Origin of the sequence: Xanthomonas sp. LMC-A-07, from assembly GCF_030208825.1 — a bacterium.
In the GTDB taxonomy this organism is placed as follows: Bacteria; Pseudomonadota; Gammaproteobacteria; order Xanthomonadales; family Xanthomonadaceae; genus Xanthomonas; species Xanthomonas campestris.
Map to the genome: position 1 here is coordinate 151,844 of NZ_JARVTF010000017.1, position 13,512 is coordinate 165,355.

Sequence of the window (13,512 nt, forward strand, 5' to 3'; positions counted from 1 at the left end):
GGTCTGGACTGTCCAGCAAGCAACTGCCTGAAGGACGGATTCCACACAAGGCTGTGTGCCTGCGCGCAGCGCCATGTCCCTGCGCATCGCCGCGCGGCGTGCCTCTGGCGGCAGCCGATACAATGCGGCCTTTCCCGCAGGACCGACGCATGCGCACGCTCTATCCCGAGATCACGCCCTTCGACCAGGGCACCCTCCAGGTCGACGACCGCCACACCCTCTACTTCGAACAATGCGGTAACCCGCAGGGCAAGCCGGTGGTGATGCTGCATGGCGGCCCGGGCGGCGGCTGCAATACCAAGATGCGGCGGTTCCATGACCCGGCCAAGTACCGCATCGTGTTGTTCGACCAGCGTGGCGCCGGCCGCTCCACGCCGCATGCCGATCTCACCGACAACACCACCTGGGATCTGGTCGCCGACATCGAACGGCTGCGTGCGCATCTGGGGATCGAGCGCTGGCAGGTGTTTGGCGGCAGCTGGGGCTCGACCCTGGCGCTGACGTACGCGCAGACCCATCCGCAGCAGGTCACCGAGCTGGTGCTGCGCGGCATCTTCCTACTGCGCCGCTGGGAGCTGGAGTGGTTCTACCAGGAAGGCGCGAGCCGGCTGTTCCCGGATGCGTGGGAGCACTACATCGCCGCGATTCCCGCAGAGGAACGGCACGACCTGATCTCCGCCTTCCATCGCCGCCTCACCAGCACCGATGAAGCCACCCGCCTGGCCGCCGCCAAGGCGTGGAGCGTGTGGGAAGGCGCCACCAGCTTCCTGCATGTGGACGAGGATTTCGTCACCGGGCATGAGGACGCGCATTTCGCGCTGGCCTTCGCACGTATCGAGAACCACTACTTCGTCAACGGCGGCTTCTTCGATGCCGAAGACAAGCTGCTGCGCGACGCGCACCGCATCGCCGATATTCCCGGCGTGATCGTGCAGGGGCGCTACGACGTGGTGTGCCCGATGCAGAGCGCGTGGGAGCTGCACAAGGCGTGGCCGAAGGCCGAGTTGAAGATCAGCCCGGCGGCCGGGCACTCGGCCTTCGAGCCGGAGACTGTGGACGCGCTGGTGCGTGCGACCGACAGCTTCGCCTGAGAAGGCGCGCGGTGAGCGGCCGGTATATCCGGCCGCTGGCCAAGTTGCAGCAGTAGCTGCGTTGCAGAATGCAACGCGCCAATGCAATGCGATGCAATGCGCCAATGCAACGACCAACTTACGTAGGAGCGCGCTTGCGCGCGATGAAGCGTTACCGATAACGCCCCATCGCGCGCAAGCGCGCTCCTACGTCGCTTTCAGCCCGGCAAACCATCGCGGCATTTCGCTCAACAAATGAGCTCAACAAACCAGCGCGGTACTTAGCCCAGCAAACCCTCCGCCAGCGGCGGCAACAGCCGCGCCAGCCGCTGTGCCCAGGCGGCCTGGCCGGCGGCGTCGCTGATCAGGTCCTGGCGGATTTCCAGCTCCACATGCGGCAGGCCGCGGCCTTCGCCGTACACCGGGATCGCGTAGTCGGTGGCATCGCTCACCGCATACGGCTGGTTGTCGCCCACCACCAGATCAGGTTCCGCGCGCAAAGCCTGCAGCAGCCGATGCGCCAGGCGCGTGTCGCGGTTGTACAGCACGCCCGCATGCCAGGGCCGTGCGATCCCGGCCATCGCCGGGGTGAAGCTGTGCATCGAGACCAGCAGCGTCGGCTGGGCGCGTGCTGCGCGTGCGTCCAGTTCGGCGGCAATGCGCGCGTGGTACGGCGCAAAGATGGCGTCGATACGTTGCTGGCGCGCGCTGGCGGTCAGCCCGGCATTGCCGGGAATCGGCGTGCTGTCGCTGACCTCCGGCATCAGGCTGGCGGCAGTGTGCGGGCGGTTGCAGTCGATCACCAGCCGCGAATAGGTCTGGCTGATCGCAAACGCATCCAGCTGCTCGGCCAACCGGCGCGTGACCTCGGCAATGCCGATGTCCCAGCCGATATGCCGGTCGAGTTCGTGCTGCGGCAGGCCGAGCTTGTGCAAGCGCGCCGGCACGCGTTGCCCGGCGTGATCGGCGATCAACAACCACGGCGATGCGCCTTGTGCGTTGTGCACCGTGAACGGCGCGGGGTCATCCGTGCCGAGCAGCGGGGCGGCCACCTCAACCACGCGGCGTGCCATCCAGTGCGTGGTCGACCAGGTACAGGCCGGCCCACAACTTCGGATCCATCTGGTAGCCCTCGGCCATCTTCTGCACCAGCCACGCGCCCACCTGCGCGCGCGGGATTTCATGCACGGTGATGTCTTCGCTGGCATCGCCGCCGCCTGCGCCGACCTTGCGCAAGCCGGTGGCGCGCACGAAGGCGATCTTCTCGCTGCTGGCGCCGGCCGAGGTCGGCCCGATCATCAGCACTTCGGCATGGTCGGCGGTCCAGCCGGTTTCTTCTTCCAGCTCGCGGATCGCCGATAGCTCGATGGATTCGTCGGCATGGATATCGCCCACCAGCCCGGCGGGCATTTCGATGGTGCGCGCCTGCAACGGCACGCGGAATTGTTCGACGAACAGCATTGCATCGTCCGGCGTCACTGCCACGATGATCGCGGCCAGCCCGCCGGCATGTACGCGCTCGGAATATTCCCAGGTGCCGCGCACCACCATGCGCTGGTACTTGCCTTCGTAGACCACGGTGGGCGGAGTGTCGTGTCGATTCATGGGAAGGGACCTTGGGACAGGGAAGCGGGAGGTGGCGGCAGCACGGCGCCGCCACTGGCGGCCAGCAGGCGCCGGCGCGTGAGCGGGCCAAAGCGCAGGCTGTCGCACAGGCCGGTCAGCATGTCGGTATCGGCGGGCGTGCGCGTGAAGCCGGACTCGGTGAGTTCCAGCGGCGCATCGAGCGCGATAGTGGTGAGCTGACGCCACAGCAAGGCGTGCTCGCGCTGTTCGCGCAACCGCAGCGCCATTTGCGCGGCGCCGCGCAAGCGCAGGAACGGTAACTCGTCCAGCCGTTCGAGCAGGGCATCCAGGCTGCCGAAGTGCGCCAGCAGCACCGCTGCGGACTTGGCGCCGATGCCGGTGATGCCGGGGATGTTGTCGATCGCATCGCCGCACAGCGCCAGGTAGTCGGCCATCTGGTGCGCGTGCACGCCATGGCGTGCCTTCACCCCGTCCATGCCCCAGCGCACATTGCGCGCGTAGTCCCACTGTTCGTCATGTTCGAACAACAGCTGCGACAAATCCTTGTCGGCCGAGACGATGATGCCGCGCAGGCCCTGTGCACGCGCGCTGTGCAGCGCGCTGCCAATCAAGTCGTCGGCTTCGTATTCGCGATGGGCCAGCACGCTCAGCCCCAATGCCGCGCACAGTGCCTTGCAATGCGCGAACTGGCGACGCAGTGCGTCCGGCGCGGGCTCGCGGTTGCCCTTGTAAGCAGGGTAGATCGCATGCCGGAAACAACTGTCCAGCGCTTCGTCGAACGCGATGGTGATGTGCTGCGGGCGCTCGCGTTCGAGCAGATCCAGCAGGAAGCGGGCAAAGCCATGCACCGCGTTGGTGGGCCAGCCCTGCGCGTCCTGGAACTCGTCCGGGATCGAATGCCAGGCGCGGAACACGTACAGGCTGGCATCAACCAGATACAGCGGTACCGGGCGCGGCGTCTGCAGCGCCGCGGCAAGCGGCGCGGTGGCAAGCGGGGGCGCGGGCGTGGTCACGGCGTCCAGTCGCGCAGCAGCGCGCGCGGGTCGGGGCGCTCGCGCTCGGGCACCTGCATGCGCGGTGTGCCGATGTGGATGAAGCCGACCACGCGCTCGTGTTCGCCCAACCCCAGGTACCCGGCTACCGCCGGGTCGTAGGCCATCCAGGCGGTCAGCCATTGCGCACCGAAGCCATGCGCCTGCGCGGCCTGCAGCAGCGCAAAGCAGACGCAGCCTGCGGTCATCAACTGTTCCTGCTCGGGCACCTTGTGCTCCGGCTGCAGCGTGGCGATAACCGTAATTACCAGCGGCGCCTGGCTGAAGCGTTCGCGGTCCTTTTGCACGGCCGCTGGCGGCGTCAGCGGATCGCCTGCCAGGGTGCGTTCGGCCAGGAATTCGCCCAGCGCCTGCCGTGCATCGCCGGCGATGCGCAGGAAGCGGAACGGCACCAGCTTGCCGTGGTCGGGCACGCGCACCGCCGAGGTGAGCATGCGTAACAAGGTGGCCTCGTCCGGGCCGGGCTCGCCGAGTTGTTTGGAGGGAACCGAGCGGCGGGCGTCCAGCGCCTGGAGCGAATACGGTGCGTGCATAATTCCGGATCAGGGCGGGGGTGCTCGATTATAGACGGGCCCTTCCCAACGCCCGTTGCACCATGGCCGGCCGGGCGCTGTCCGCCTGCCATGGCAGATCCTTCTTCATGCGTGCCCTTCGCGTCGTCCGATGACCCAGTTCCTGCCCACCGATGCGCTTCCCAGCCGCAACCCGCAACTGTTGGACCAGGTGCGCGAGGTGGTGCTCGTGCCGCTGGCTGACGCCTTCCTGGACGTGCAGGACGTACTGGCCGAGTCGCTGTTCCGGCTGGCGGCCGATGCCGGCCCGGCGCAGAACGATTTCATGGAAGCGATCAAGGCGTTGCGCCAGCAACGTGAGCCGATCACCGCGCGCTTCCGTGGGCATCTGGCGCAGGCCTGGCAAGGTCTGGAATCCGGGCGCCCGCTGTCGGCCGACCGCACCCTGGCGCGCGGCGGCGCGGGCCTGAGCCTGCTGCCCGAACAGGACCTGGAGGTGCGCCTGGCGGTGCGCAACCTGGCGGGCGCCCTGCAACACCAGTGGCGCCCGGAGCTGATGCGGCTCAACCGCTACCTGGGCTTCATTGCCGGCGGGCTGCGCATCGACGGCGACAGCAATCCGTTTGGCCCCGAGCACCTGGGCGTGGCGCTGTACGAAGCCTTTCAGGGCGTGACCATGGCGCCGAAGGTGCATCTGGCGGTGATCAAACTGTGCGAGCAGCAGTTGATGGACCGCGTCGGCACACGCTACGGCGAACTCGAACAGGCGCTGGCACAGGTGGCGCGCCTGCGCGACCTGCCACACGCACGCAGCCGCCGGCGCGGAATTCCGCGCCAGGGCGAGACAGAGGGCGAAGACAGCGGCGATGCGCCGGACTGGATCGCACGCTTCTTCGCCGACTGGTCCGGCGGCCAGAGTGCGCTGGTCGGAGTGGAGGTCATCGACGTGCATCTGCGCACCGGCCGCGACGTGCTGCCGGCCGGGCTGCATCAGTTGCTGCAGCATGCGCGCCGGCAACGTGAGCCTAGCCAGGCAACTGTCTCCACCGAGCAACGGTTGCTGTCGCCGCGCGAAGTGGTCTCGGCCCTGTCATTGCTGCAGACCATGCCCAAGGCCGGCTTCGAGGCCATCGACGGGCTGCAGCTGGGTCTGGCGCGCGGGCTGCGCCAACAAGTGATGCGTGCGGCGTCGTCGTTGGGCGTGGACCCGGCCACCGCCCGGCTCAATCCCGACGACGAAGACGCGCTGGACCTGGTGGCGCTGTTGTTCGAAGCGATCCTGGTGCAGAGCCATCTGTCCGACTGGCAGCGCGCCTTGCTGGGGCATCTGATGGTGCCGATGGCCAAGATGGCCATGCTCGACGGCCGCCTGTTCGTGCGCGATGGCCACCCGGCGCGGCGCCTGCTCAACCTGTTGGTGGAGGCCTGCGACGGCAACGGTGGCGAAACCTCGGCCGAGCAGGCGTTGCTGGCGCAGGTGCAGGCCGCGGTGGACGAGGTGGTGCGCGATTTCGACGAGCACCCGGCAGTGTTTCTGTCGCTGGAGGCCGAGTTCGGCGCCAGCTACGAGCAATACCGGCGCCGGGTGGAAATCGCCGAGCGCCGTGCCAACGAACTGCAGCGCGCCGAAGAACGCCGCGAGCGTGCGCGCGGCGTCGCCGCACAGGCGTTGGCTGAGCGGCTGGCGCGTGGCGCGCTGCCGCCGGTGGTGGAACATTTTCTCAGCCGCGTCTGGCACCCGGCGGTGCAGCAGGGGGCGTTGCGCGGCGATGGCGCCGGCCCGCTGCTCGAAGAGGCGCTGGCGCTCGGCGACGCGGTGCTGGCGCAGCTGAGCCAGGCCGGCGGCGGCGAAGCGCTGGAGCCGTACCGCGCGGCACTGCTGCAGGCGTTTGCCCAGGCCGGGCTGGCCCAGCGCGAAGCCGAGCAGGCGCTGCAGGAACTGCAGCACGCGCTGGTGGCCGGGCAGGGCGCGGCCGCGCCGATCCTGGCGACCTTGCGGGTCGGCGCCAGCCCCGCCGATGCGGTGGCCGAGCCGCTGACCCCGATGCTGGACGCCTCCGCCGAGGTGGAATTTGACCGCGTCACCGCCGATTACTTCCGCAGGTTGCCGCTGGGAACCTGCCTGGACTTCATCGACCGCGCCGGGCGTGTACAGCCGGGCAAGCTGTCCTGGATCAGCCCGATCTCCGGGCGGCTGATGTTCGTCAACCGCCGTGGCGGGCGCTTGTGCGTGTCCTCGCCCGAAGAACTGGCCATGATGGTCTGGCTGGACCGGCTGCGCCTGCACCGCGAGGACGATGCCTTCTACAGCGCGATGCAAGGGGTGGTGGACCGCCTGGACGGTTCCGGCGCCGCGCATGCTTAACCTTGGCCGCCGCCCGGCCGATTCTGGCAAGCTCCACTGCAGTGCAGGGGCTACGATGTCCGACTGCCATGCAAACCCAGGGCGGTCACGAGTAAAGTGAGAACTTCGTCACATTTATCGCGCATACGAACCGCCTACCATGCGAGGGCGGAATTTGGGGCCGCGTCTGTTTTTCCTCGTTCGAGAATTTTCACGCCTGCAAAGGCGGGGAGCCTTTGCGCATGACCTTCCAGCCCAGTCCGTCGGGACACCCGGGCCGTGACCAACGCTTGCTCGATCAGGCGCACGCTGTCTTCGTGCCGCCGATCGCGCAGGTATTTGCAGCTGCAGTGGCACATTTCGATGATGTCCTGTTCGACCGCGCCGAATCCGCGGGCGCGTCACAGTTGCTGTTTCTCGATGGCATGCGCGAACTGCGCCGCAAGCGCGACGAGGTCTGCGCACAATTCCGCCAGCAGCTCGAGGCCGGTTGGCAGGCCTTGCTGCAAGGCACGCCGCTGTCGGCGGAGGTGGTGCTGGCCGGCGACATGGGCACCGGCCCGCTGAGCCTGGTGCCCGAGCACGTGCTGGAATCGCGGCTGGCGGTGCGCAACCTGGCCACCGTGCTGCTGCGGGATTTCAAGCAGGTGCTGGCGCGCATCGATCGTCGCCTGGGCTGGATCGCTGGCGGCCTGGAGCTGGTGGCCGATACCAACCCGGTGGGCCCCGAGCATCTGGGCGTAGCCATCCACGAAGCCTTTGCCACCTGCGACCTGGCGCCGGAAGTGCGCTTGGTGCTGATCAAACTGTGCGAGCGCGACCTGGCCGAGCCGATCGGCAAGCTCTACGCCCGCCTGGACGAGACCCTGGCCAAGGCCGGGGTGATGCCCGAGATTTCCCAGCCCAAGCGTGCGCCGCCGCGCATGCAGCCGCGCGATCAGGCGCAGGGCGAACGCAGCGCCGCCGACGGCCAGGGGTTTGATGGCGAGGCCGCTGGCGAAGACCCCAACGAGCAGTACGCGCCGGCCTGGGCCAACCGGTTTCTGGATCGCTGGGCGCATAGCCGCGGGCGCATGCAGGCGGCCGCGCAGCGCGGCAGTGCCGATGGCCATGCGGGCGGAGACGGCGACGCCGATCACCCGGGCGGCAGCCAGGGCATGCTGCTCGATGCGCTGCACGAGCTGCTGCAGCAGACCCGCAACGTGCGTGAAAACGCCGCATCCGCTGCATCCGTGGCGGTGGGGCAGCAACGCCCGCTGAGCCAGCGCGAGATGATGTCGGTGCTGTCGCTGCTGCAGGCCACGCCGAGTGCCACGCTGCAGGCGGCGATCGGTGACGACAATGAATCGCTTGCGCAGCGTCTGAAAAACGAAGTGCTCAACAGCGCCACGCGTCTGGGCGTGGACCCGGCCACCGCAAAGCTGGATCCGATGGACGAGGATGCGATCGACCTGGTCGGCATGCTGTTCGACGTGATGCTGGACGAGCGCGACCTGGAAAACCGCTCGCGCGAGATGATCGGCCGGCTGGTGGTGCCCTTCGTCAAGGTTGCGCTGCTGGACCGCAAGATGTTCGTGCAGAAGACCCATCCGGCGCGGCGCCTGCTCAATTCGCTGGCCGAGGCTTGCGAAGGCAACAACGGCGACAGCGCTGCCGAGCGCGTACTGATGGGCAAGGTCGAAGAAATCGTCGACCGCCTGGTGGCCGAATTCAACGAGAATCTGGCGATCTTCCTGACCCTGGAAGAAGAATTCCGCGACTTCCTGTCGCAGCACCGGCGCCGGGTGGAAATTGCCGAACGCCGCGCTACCGAAACCCAGCGTGGCCAGGAAAAACTGGAACTGGCGCGCGCCCGCGCGCTGTCGGAACTGGAGCAGCGCGTGCAGGCCGGCGCGCCATTGCCCAAGGCGGTGGAAGATTTCCTGCGCCAGCCGTGGCTGCATCACCTGACCATGGCGATCCTGCGCGACGGCGACGAAGGTCCGGGAACCGTCGAGGCGCTGGCAATGGCGGACGGCGTGCTGGAGGAACTGGCCGAGGCGCGCCGCCACATCATCGGCAAGCCATGGCTACAGGCCTGGCAGCCGGCGTTGCACCGCGTGTTTGCCAGCGTGGGATTGCATGGCGATGCCGTGGTGGTGGCGATCACCGCGCTGCATGACACCTTGCAGGCCATTGCCGAGGCGCGGCCGGAGCTGGAAAAGGCCTTGCCGGAGTTGCCGCAGGTGAACCTGCCACCGCCGGCGGCCGAGAGCGTCAGCGTGGTGCTGGGCGCGGAGGCCGTGGCACAGAGCATCGACAGCGCCGATGCGGAGCGGTTCCGCGCGATGGACATCGGCACCTGGCTGGATTTCGTCGACAAGGACGGCAAGGTGCAAGCGGGCAAGCTGTCGTGGGTGAGCCCGATCTCCTCGCGGCTGCTGTTCGTCAACCGGCGTGGCGTGCGCTTCTGCGTCGCTTCTCCGGAAGAATTGGCGGTAATGGTGCGGCTGGGGCGGCTGCGCGAGCACATCAACGACGGCGCGTTCGACAGCGCGATGCAGGGCGTGATCGATCGCCTGGATCCGCTCAACAACGGCACCGTGCACTAAGAGCAGCGATCAAAACGACTGCGCAGCCGCCAGGCGGGCGCGGCCGATGCTAGGAATCCTCAGGTACTGGCGGACACTCCGGTTCCTCCGCGCCGTTCGCACCCACCTGACGATTACTCGCGCCGTTGTGTTCGCTGCTCTACGCACACCCGCACGGTCGCCATGACCGTGCAGCATGCGCGGCGACCTGTTGCCGGCCTCAGCGAGACGCCGGGCCGATGAAGTGCAGTGCCTGATCGATCACCGAGGCGTGATCGACCATGCGGTTGTGGCCCAGGCCCTCGGTACTGACCAGCTGCGCGCCCGGCCATAATGCTGCAAAGCGCGCACCTTCTTCCCACGGCGTTTCGCGGTCGCGGCGGTCGTGGATGATCAGCGCGGGGCGATCGAAGTGCGGCAGACGTTCGCTGGCATCGAAGTCGGCGAAGCGCTTGCCGGTGAGCTCGGACAGCCACTGTTCGAACGGTGCGAACGTGCGTGCGGCGATGCCGGCGGCGGCAAACTGGCGTTCCGCGCTTTTGGCCGGGGTGAGCAGTGGCGCGATCAGCACATAGCGCGCCGGTCGCCAGCTGGCTTCATCGGCGAACACCACCGACGAGGCGCCCATCGAATGGCCGATGAAGGCCGCCGGCCGACCGAAATGGCGGCCGATGTGGCGCAGCACCTCGACAAAGTGCGGGAAATTGCTGAGATGGCCGCTGCTGGCGCCGTGGCCGGCCTGATCGAAGGCCACCACGGCATACCCCAGCGCCTGCAGGCGCGGCACCCAGGCGGCAAAGCGCAGTCCGAAACTGGACCAGCCATGCGAGAGCAGCACGTACGGATGCTCGGCCGGGTCGCCCCAGCAATAGACAGTCACGTCCGTGTCGGCGATGCGCAGGGTGTGGCGGGCCGTGTCCGGCAGGCTGGCGAGCGCGGCAGCGGCATGGCGGCGCGTTGCGGGCAACGGCGTCACGAAACGCTTGGCCAGATAGCGGCCGGTGGGGCCGGGTGCGAGCCGGCTGGTGGTGGCCAGGGCGGTGCGGAGCAGGCGAAGACGCAGGGGGGGACGGGACGGGCGCATGTAAGAAGTCCGGAAGGGAGGGCATCCAGCCAGGCGGTGCCGAGAAGTCGGTATGGCCGAGTCTGCCTGCTGCATCTTGTCACCGTCAAGATTGAGTGGTTCACTGCCCTGGTCTCATGATGAGAGCCGCGAGAGAAACGCATGCCACATGCGCGCGCCAGACGAGAATTGCCCCATGAGGACCGCACCGTGAGCGCTATCACCACCCCGCCAGACGCGCCCGGCACGTATCACCACGGTGATCTGCCCGCTGCACTGCGTCGGGCCGCGTGGGAGATCGTGGCCGAGTCTGGCGCCCGCGCGCTGACCTTGCGCGCTTGCGCCCGCCGCGCCGGCGTGTCGCATGCCGCACCGGCGCACCACTTCGGCTCGCTCAATGGCCTGGTGGCGGAAATGGTGGCCGACGGCTACGAGCGCATGGTCGCGCGCATCGTGGCCACCCAGCAGGACGTGAGCGACCCGGTGATGGGTTGCGGGCTGGGCTACATCCGCTTTGCGATCGAATTTCCACAGCATTTCCGGCTGATGCTCAGTCTGGATCTGCGCGCACATCCGTTGCCGCGCCTGGCGCAGGCCAGCGAGGCGGCGCGCGCTTGCCTGCGCAATGCCTTGTCGACCGCCTGGTGTGCGCAGCACGGCAGCCCCCCGCCGGCCGAGCTGCTGCAGCAGCGCACCTTGCTGGCCTGGAGCGCGGCGCATGGGTATGCCGCGTTGGCGATCGACCACCCTGCGCAGTCGGTGCCGCTGTTCCCGCCAGAGCTGATCTTCGCGCCGCTGATCCCGGCGCTGCTGGCACCCTGACTGCAGGCTGGCTGTTCTTCATGGCGGCGAGTCTGGCGTAGTGACGTACGCAGCAATCGGGCGTCGCCTTGCACCTGGGCGCTGTGCTTGATAGTTGGCGGCAACCGGCAATTAGCGGCTGGGAAGCGCAGGCGGTGATCAGCGGACAGCAGGCAAAAAGTAGCAGGCAGCTGGTAGCAATCAGAAACAGCGATCAGCAAACATCAAGCAGCAAAAATAGGCAGTCGCAGTGAGTCACCACAGGCAGCTAGCGAGAGTGGTGTGTCGCAAGGTAGTACCGGAGTGGGAGGCTGCGCGCGGCGGATGCAATGTTTGACGCAGGGATCGTGCTCGTCGCGTCGTTTGACGACAGCCGATGTCGCAGCGATCGCCAGGCGAGCAACGCGGGGATCAACTTGATTTAGAGCGGCTAACAAAACGTATCGAGCAGCCGTCAGGTGGGTGCGGACGGCGCGGAGGAACCGGAGTGTACGCGGGTACATGCCGATTCCGAGCACCGGCCGCGCCCGTCTGGCGGCTGCGCAGTCGTTTTGATAGCTGCTCTTAATGCAATAGGCCGCCGGCACACGCTAAGTGCGATACCGCACTGCAGGTGGCGACTGCTCGCTCGCCAGATTTCCGATCGTGTTGGCGCAGTGCTCATGCAGGCATTGCGCGAAGCGTTTTCTGCGGATGTTTCTTGCAGCACGACTTGCCACGAACGTGCGCGGCAAGAGGCGATGCACATGGGGCGGCAACGACGATTCTCTCGATGCGCGTCTTTGGATCGAGCATCCACAGCGCGTACTTAGCTGCGGTTGCTCTGCCTGGCGAGGCGATGACGCTGCAGCAGGACGGGCCGGACGCCTTCGCGATGGACGGTGCAGGTGCAGCGTCTCCGGGTTCCGATACCGCCAGCCCAGCGAACGCTTACGCGCACGCGCCAACGCGGCGCATGCGCTCAATCATCGACCGGCGGATGCGCGCGGAGCCAGGCGCTGCGCTCGGCCGGGCTCATTTTCTGCCAGCGCTGCTGCAGTTCGTTGCGCTGTTGCGGGCTGAGCGTGCGCATGCGCTCGAACAGGGCCTTGGCCTCGCGGCGCTGCTCGGGGCTCATGTTGCGGAAGCGGTCCATCCCGGCCTTGGCCTGCTTGCGTTGTTCCGGGGTCATGTCCAGCCAGCGGCGTGCGTGCCGGAACATGCGTGGGCGCTCGTCCGGCGCGTCGTTCCAGCGCTCGCGCAGTGCGTCGATCAAGACCTGGCGTTGCTGCGCGCTCAACGTGTCCCATTCGGGCATCGGCATCTCGGCGCCGCGCGGGCCGGGCCCATCGTGCGGTGGCGGCCCCGAAGGCGGGCCGGGTGGGCGGTCCTGTGCCCACAGCGCCGCGCAAGGCGAGACGCACAGCAACAGGGTCAACAGCAGGCGCGTGGTGCGGGTCATCGTGCTCATTCCATGGCCAGGGCGGTATCGGAGCCGAGCCAGACGAACAGGTCCGGGTTCTGGGTCAGCAGGTCATCGGTGTCGGTGCTCGTGGCGGCTGGCGTAGTGGTCGCCACCTGCGTGGTCGTGGTTGCCGGTGCTTGCTCGGTGGGACGCAACTGCACCCCGATGCCTACCGCCAGCAGCGCCGAGCACGCGGTGGCCAGCAGCCAGTGCAGGCGCCGCGAACGCTGGGCGGTGGCCGCATGGCGTGCCTGGCGCAGCTTGGCCAGTGTCTCCGGCGGCAAGGTGGTGAGCGCGGTGGCATGCAGCCGGCGCATCTGCGCATCGAACTGGGCCGGGTCGTGGGAGCGGTTCACAGGAAATCCTCGAACTGTTTTTGCAAGGCGTCGCGCGCACGCGACAGATGGGTTTTGACCGAGCCTTCCGAGCAGCCCATCGCTTTGGCGGTGGTGGCCACGTCCAGGTCTTCGAGCACGCGCAGCGTGAAGGCTTCGCGCTGGCGTGCCGGCAATGTGCGTAGCGCTTCAACCAGGCGTTGATAGGCCTCTTGCTGCTGCTGTTCGCCGGCCGGGCCGATGCCCGGATCGAGCCAGTCGATGCTGCCCTCGTCGTCGGCACGTTCGTTCGGGGCCCAGAACTTCAGCCGGAAGCTGCGCCGCCGCTGCAGGTCGATGATGCGGCTGCGCAGGATGCTCCAGAACAACGGGGTCCATTCTTCGGCAGGACGATCGCGATAACCGAGTAGCCGCACCATGGCGTCCTGCACCGCGTCCAGCGCGTCCTCGCGGTGGCGCAGGCCGGCCTCGGCAAAGCGGAACGCGCGCGGCCCGATCCCGGACAGGAACGCGTCCAGCGAGACAGGCGCCGCCGTTGCCGGTGCAGCAGGTTGCGGATCGAAAGGGGTTCCCACCAGCACAGCGTAGCTTCCGCGAAGACGATATGCCGTCAACGCACGGGCAGCCATCGGGTTGACACGCGATGACACGGGCAGCGCACGGCAGGGAAGGTGAGCAAGAATCGCGGCGGGCGGGATGCCTGCCGCGAAGCGCCCGAGGCCTAATGTGCGTAT

General features: G+C 67.7%; 12 protein-coding genes and 2 other RNA genes. 5 read left to right on the plus strand and 9 right to left on the minus strand.

All coding sequences use genetic code 11. The features are described 5' to 3' along the window. The first annotated feature begins 149 nt into the window (after positions 1 to 149). Entirely contained in the window at positions 150 to 1,091 is a 942-nt protein-coding gene (gene pip, locus QRM89_RS18285) for a prolyl aminopeptidase (RefSeq protein ID WP_115576576.1), read from the plus strand. Between the two features lie 260 nt (positions 1,092 to 1,351). Here the strand turns inward: pip and QRM89_RS18290 are convergent, their stop codons facing one another. Genes QRM89_RS18290 through QRM89_RS18305 form a run of 4 tightly spaced genes read right to left on the minus strand, consistent with a single transcriptional unit; the run spans position 1,352 to position 4,242 of the window. Further along, on the minus strand, positions 1,352 to 2,143 hold the full coding sequence (locus tag QRM89_RS18290; protein WP_285448661.1) for an N-formylglutamate amidohydrolase: 792 nt from the start codon (positions 2,141 to 2,143) through the stop codon (positions 1,352 to 1,354). After that, complete coding sequence (locus tag QRM89_RS18295) at positions 2,124 to 2,675, minus strand: NUDIX hydrolase (protein ID WP_012439149.1); 552 nt, start codon at positions 2,673 to 2,675, stop codon at positions 2,124 to 2,126. Before QRM89_RS18295 ends, QRM89_RS18290 begins: the two co-directional genes overlap by 20 nt. Beyond that, positions 2,672 to 3,670 carry a 5'-3' exonuclease H3TH domain-containing protein gene (locus tag QRM89_RS18300; protein ID WP_285448662.1) on the minus strand — a complete coding sequence of 333 codons (999 nt, stop codon included), beginning with the start codon at positions 3,668 to 3,670 and terminating at the stop codon, positions 2,672 to 2,674. The genes QRM89_RS18295 and QRM89_RS18300 overlap by 4 nt, the downstream gene beginning before the upstream one ends. Further along, positions 3,667 to 4,242 carry a nitroreductase gene (locus tag QRM89_RS18305; RefSeq protein WP_011036076.1) on the minus strand — a complete coding sequence of 192 codons (576 nt, stop codon included), beginning with the start codon at positions 4,240 to 4,242 and terminating at the stop codon, positions 3,667 to 3,669. The genes QRM89_RS18300 and QRM89_RS18305 overlap by 4 nt, the downstream gene beginning before the upstream one ends. A gap of 130 nt (positions 4,243 to 4,372) precedes the next feature. On the opposite strand from QRM89_RS18305, the gene QRM89_RS18310 reads away from it, so the two are divergent. The 3 genes from QRM89_RS18310 to QRM89_RS18320 all read left to right on the plus strand — a co-directional run bounded on the left by QRM89_RS18310 (position 4,373) and on the right by QRM89_RS18320 (position 9,292). Then, entirely contained in the window at positions 4,373 to 6,586 is a 2,214-nt protein-coding gene (locus QRM89_RS18310; protein WP_285448663.1) for a DUF1631 domain-containing protein, read from the plus strand. Between the two features lie 221 nt (positions 6,587 to 6,807). Beyond that, complete coding sequence (locus tag QRM89_RS18315) at positions 6,808 to 9,156, plus strand: DUF1631 domain-containing protein (protein ID WP_115004007.1); 2,349 nt, start codon at positions 6,808 to 6,810, stop codon at positions 9,154 to 9,156. A 61-nt stretch (positions 9,157 to 9,217) separates the two neighbouring features. Then, positions 9,218 to 9,292, plus strand: a non-coding RNA gene (locus tag QRM89_RS18320) — sX9 sRNA. 63 nt (positions 9,293 to 9,355) lie between these two features. Here the strand turns inward: QRM89_RS18320 and QRM89_RS18325 are convergent. Then, positions 9,356 to 10,219, minus strand: coding sequence for an alpha/beta fold hydrolase (locus QRM89_RS18325; protein WP_285448664.1), 864 nt, complete (start codon positions 10,217 to 10,219; stop codon positions 9,356 to 9,358). Between the two features lie 141 nt (positions 10,220 to 10,360). Between QRM89_RS18325 and QRM89_RS18330 the strand changes: the two genes are divergently transcribed. Next, positions 10,361 to 11,020 carry a TetR/AcrR family transcriptional regulator gene (locus QRM89_RS18330; protein ID WP_285448665.1) on the plus strand — a complete coding sequence of 220 codons (660 nt, stop codon included), beginning with the start codon at positions 10,361 to 10,363 and terminating at the stop codon, positions 11,018 to 11,020. 407 nt (positions 11,021 to 11,427) lie between these two features. Here the strand turns inward: QRM89_RS18330 and QRM89_RS18335 are convergent. The 4 genes from QRM89_RS18335 to QRM89_RS18350 all read right to left on the minus strand — a co-directional run bounded on the left by QRM89_RS18335 (position 11,428) and on the right by QRM89_RS18350 (position 13,359). Continuing rightward, positions 11,428 to 11,502: non-coding RNA, sX9 sRNA (locus QRM89_RS18335), on the minus strand. 458 nt (positions 11,503 to 11,960) lie between these two features. Beyond that, positions 11,961 to 12,440, minus strand: coding sequence for a DUF3106 domain-containing protein (locus QRM89_RS18340; RefSeq protein ID WP_285448666.1), 480 nt, complete (start codon positions 12,438 to 12,440; stop codon positions 11,961 to 11,963). A gap of 5 nt (positions 12,441 to 12,445) precedes the next feature. Then, positions 12,446 to 12,799, minus strand: a complete 354-nt coding sequence (locus QRM89_RS18345) for a hypothetical protein (RefSeq protein ID WP_076056415.1) — start codon at positions 12,797 to 12,799, stop codon at positions 12,446 to 12,448. Next, complete coding sequence (locus QRM89_RS18350; RefSeq protein WP_014506786.1) at positions 12,796 to 13,359, minus strand: RNA polymerase sigma factor; 564 nt, start codon at positions 13,357 to 13,359, stop codon at positions 12,796 to 12,798. The genes QRM89_RS18345 and QRM89_RS18350 overlap by 4 nt, the downstream gene beginning before the upstream one ends. Between the last annotated feature and the right edge of the window lie 153 nt (positions 13,360 to 13,512).

What these genes read in the sequence shown, in the direction of transcription:
- QRM89_RS18330 (WP_285448665.1), top strand. Translation starts at nt 10,361, where the DNA reads ATGCCACATGCGCGCGCCAGACGAGAATTGCCCCATGAGGACCGCACC.
- QRM89_RS18315 (WP_115004007.1), top strand. Translation starts at nt 6,808, where the DNA reads ATGACCTTCCAGCCCAGTCCGTCGGGACACCCGGGCCGTGACCAACGC.
- QRM89_RS18310 (WP_285448663.1), top strand. Translation starts at nt 4,373, where the DNA reads ATGACCCAGTTCCTGCCCACCGATGCGCTTCCCAGCCGCAACCCGCAA.
- QRM89_RS18325 (WP_285448664.1), bottom strand. Translation starts at nt 10,219, where the DNA reads ATGCGCCCGTCCCGTCCCCCCCTGCGTCTTCGCCTGCTCCGCACCGCC.
- QRM89_RS18290 (WP_285448661.1), bottom strand. Translation starts at nt 2,143, where the DNA reads ATGGCACGCCGCGTGGTTGAGGTGGCCGCCCCGCTGCTCGGCACGGAT.
- QRM89_RS18305 (WP_011036076.1), bottom strand. Translation starts at nt 4,242, where the DNA reads ATGCACGCACCGTATTCGCTCCAGGCGCTGGACGCCCGCCGCTCGGTT.
- QRM89_RS18340 (WP_285448666.1), bottom strand. Translation starts at nt 12,440, where the DNA reads ATGACCCGCACCACGCGCCTGCTGTTGACCCTGTTGCTGTGCGTCTCG.
- pip (WP_115576576.1), top strand. Translation starts at nt 150, where the DNA reads ATGCGCACGCTCTATCCCGAGATCACGCCCTTCGACCAGGGCACCCTC.
- QRM89_RS18295 (WP_012439149.1), bottom strand. Translation starts at nt 2,675, where the DNA reads ATGAATCGACACGACACTCCGCCCACCGTGGTCTACGAAGGCAAGTAC.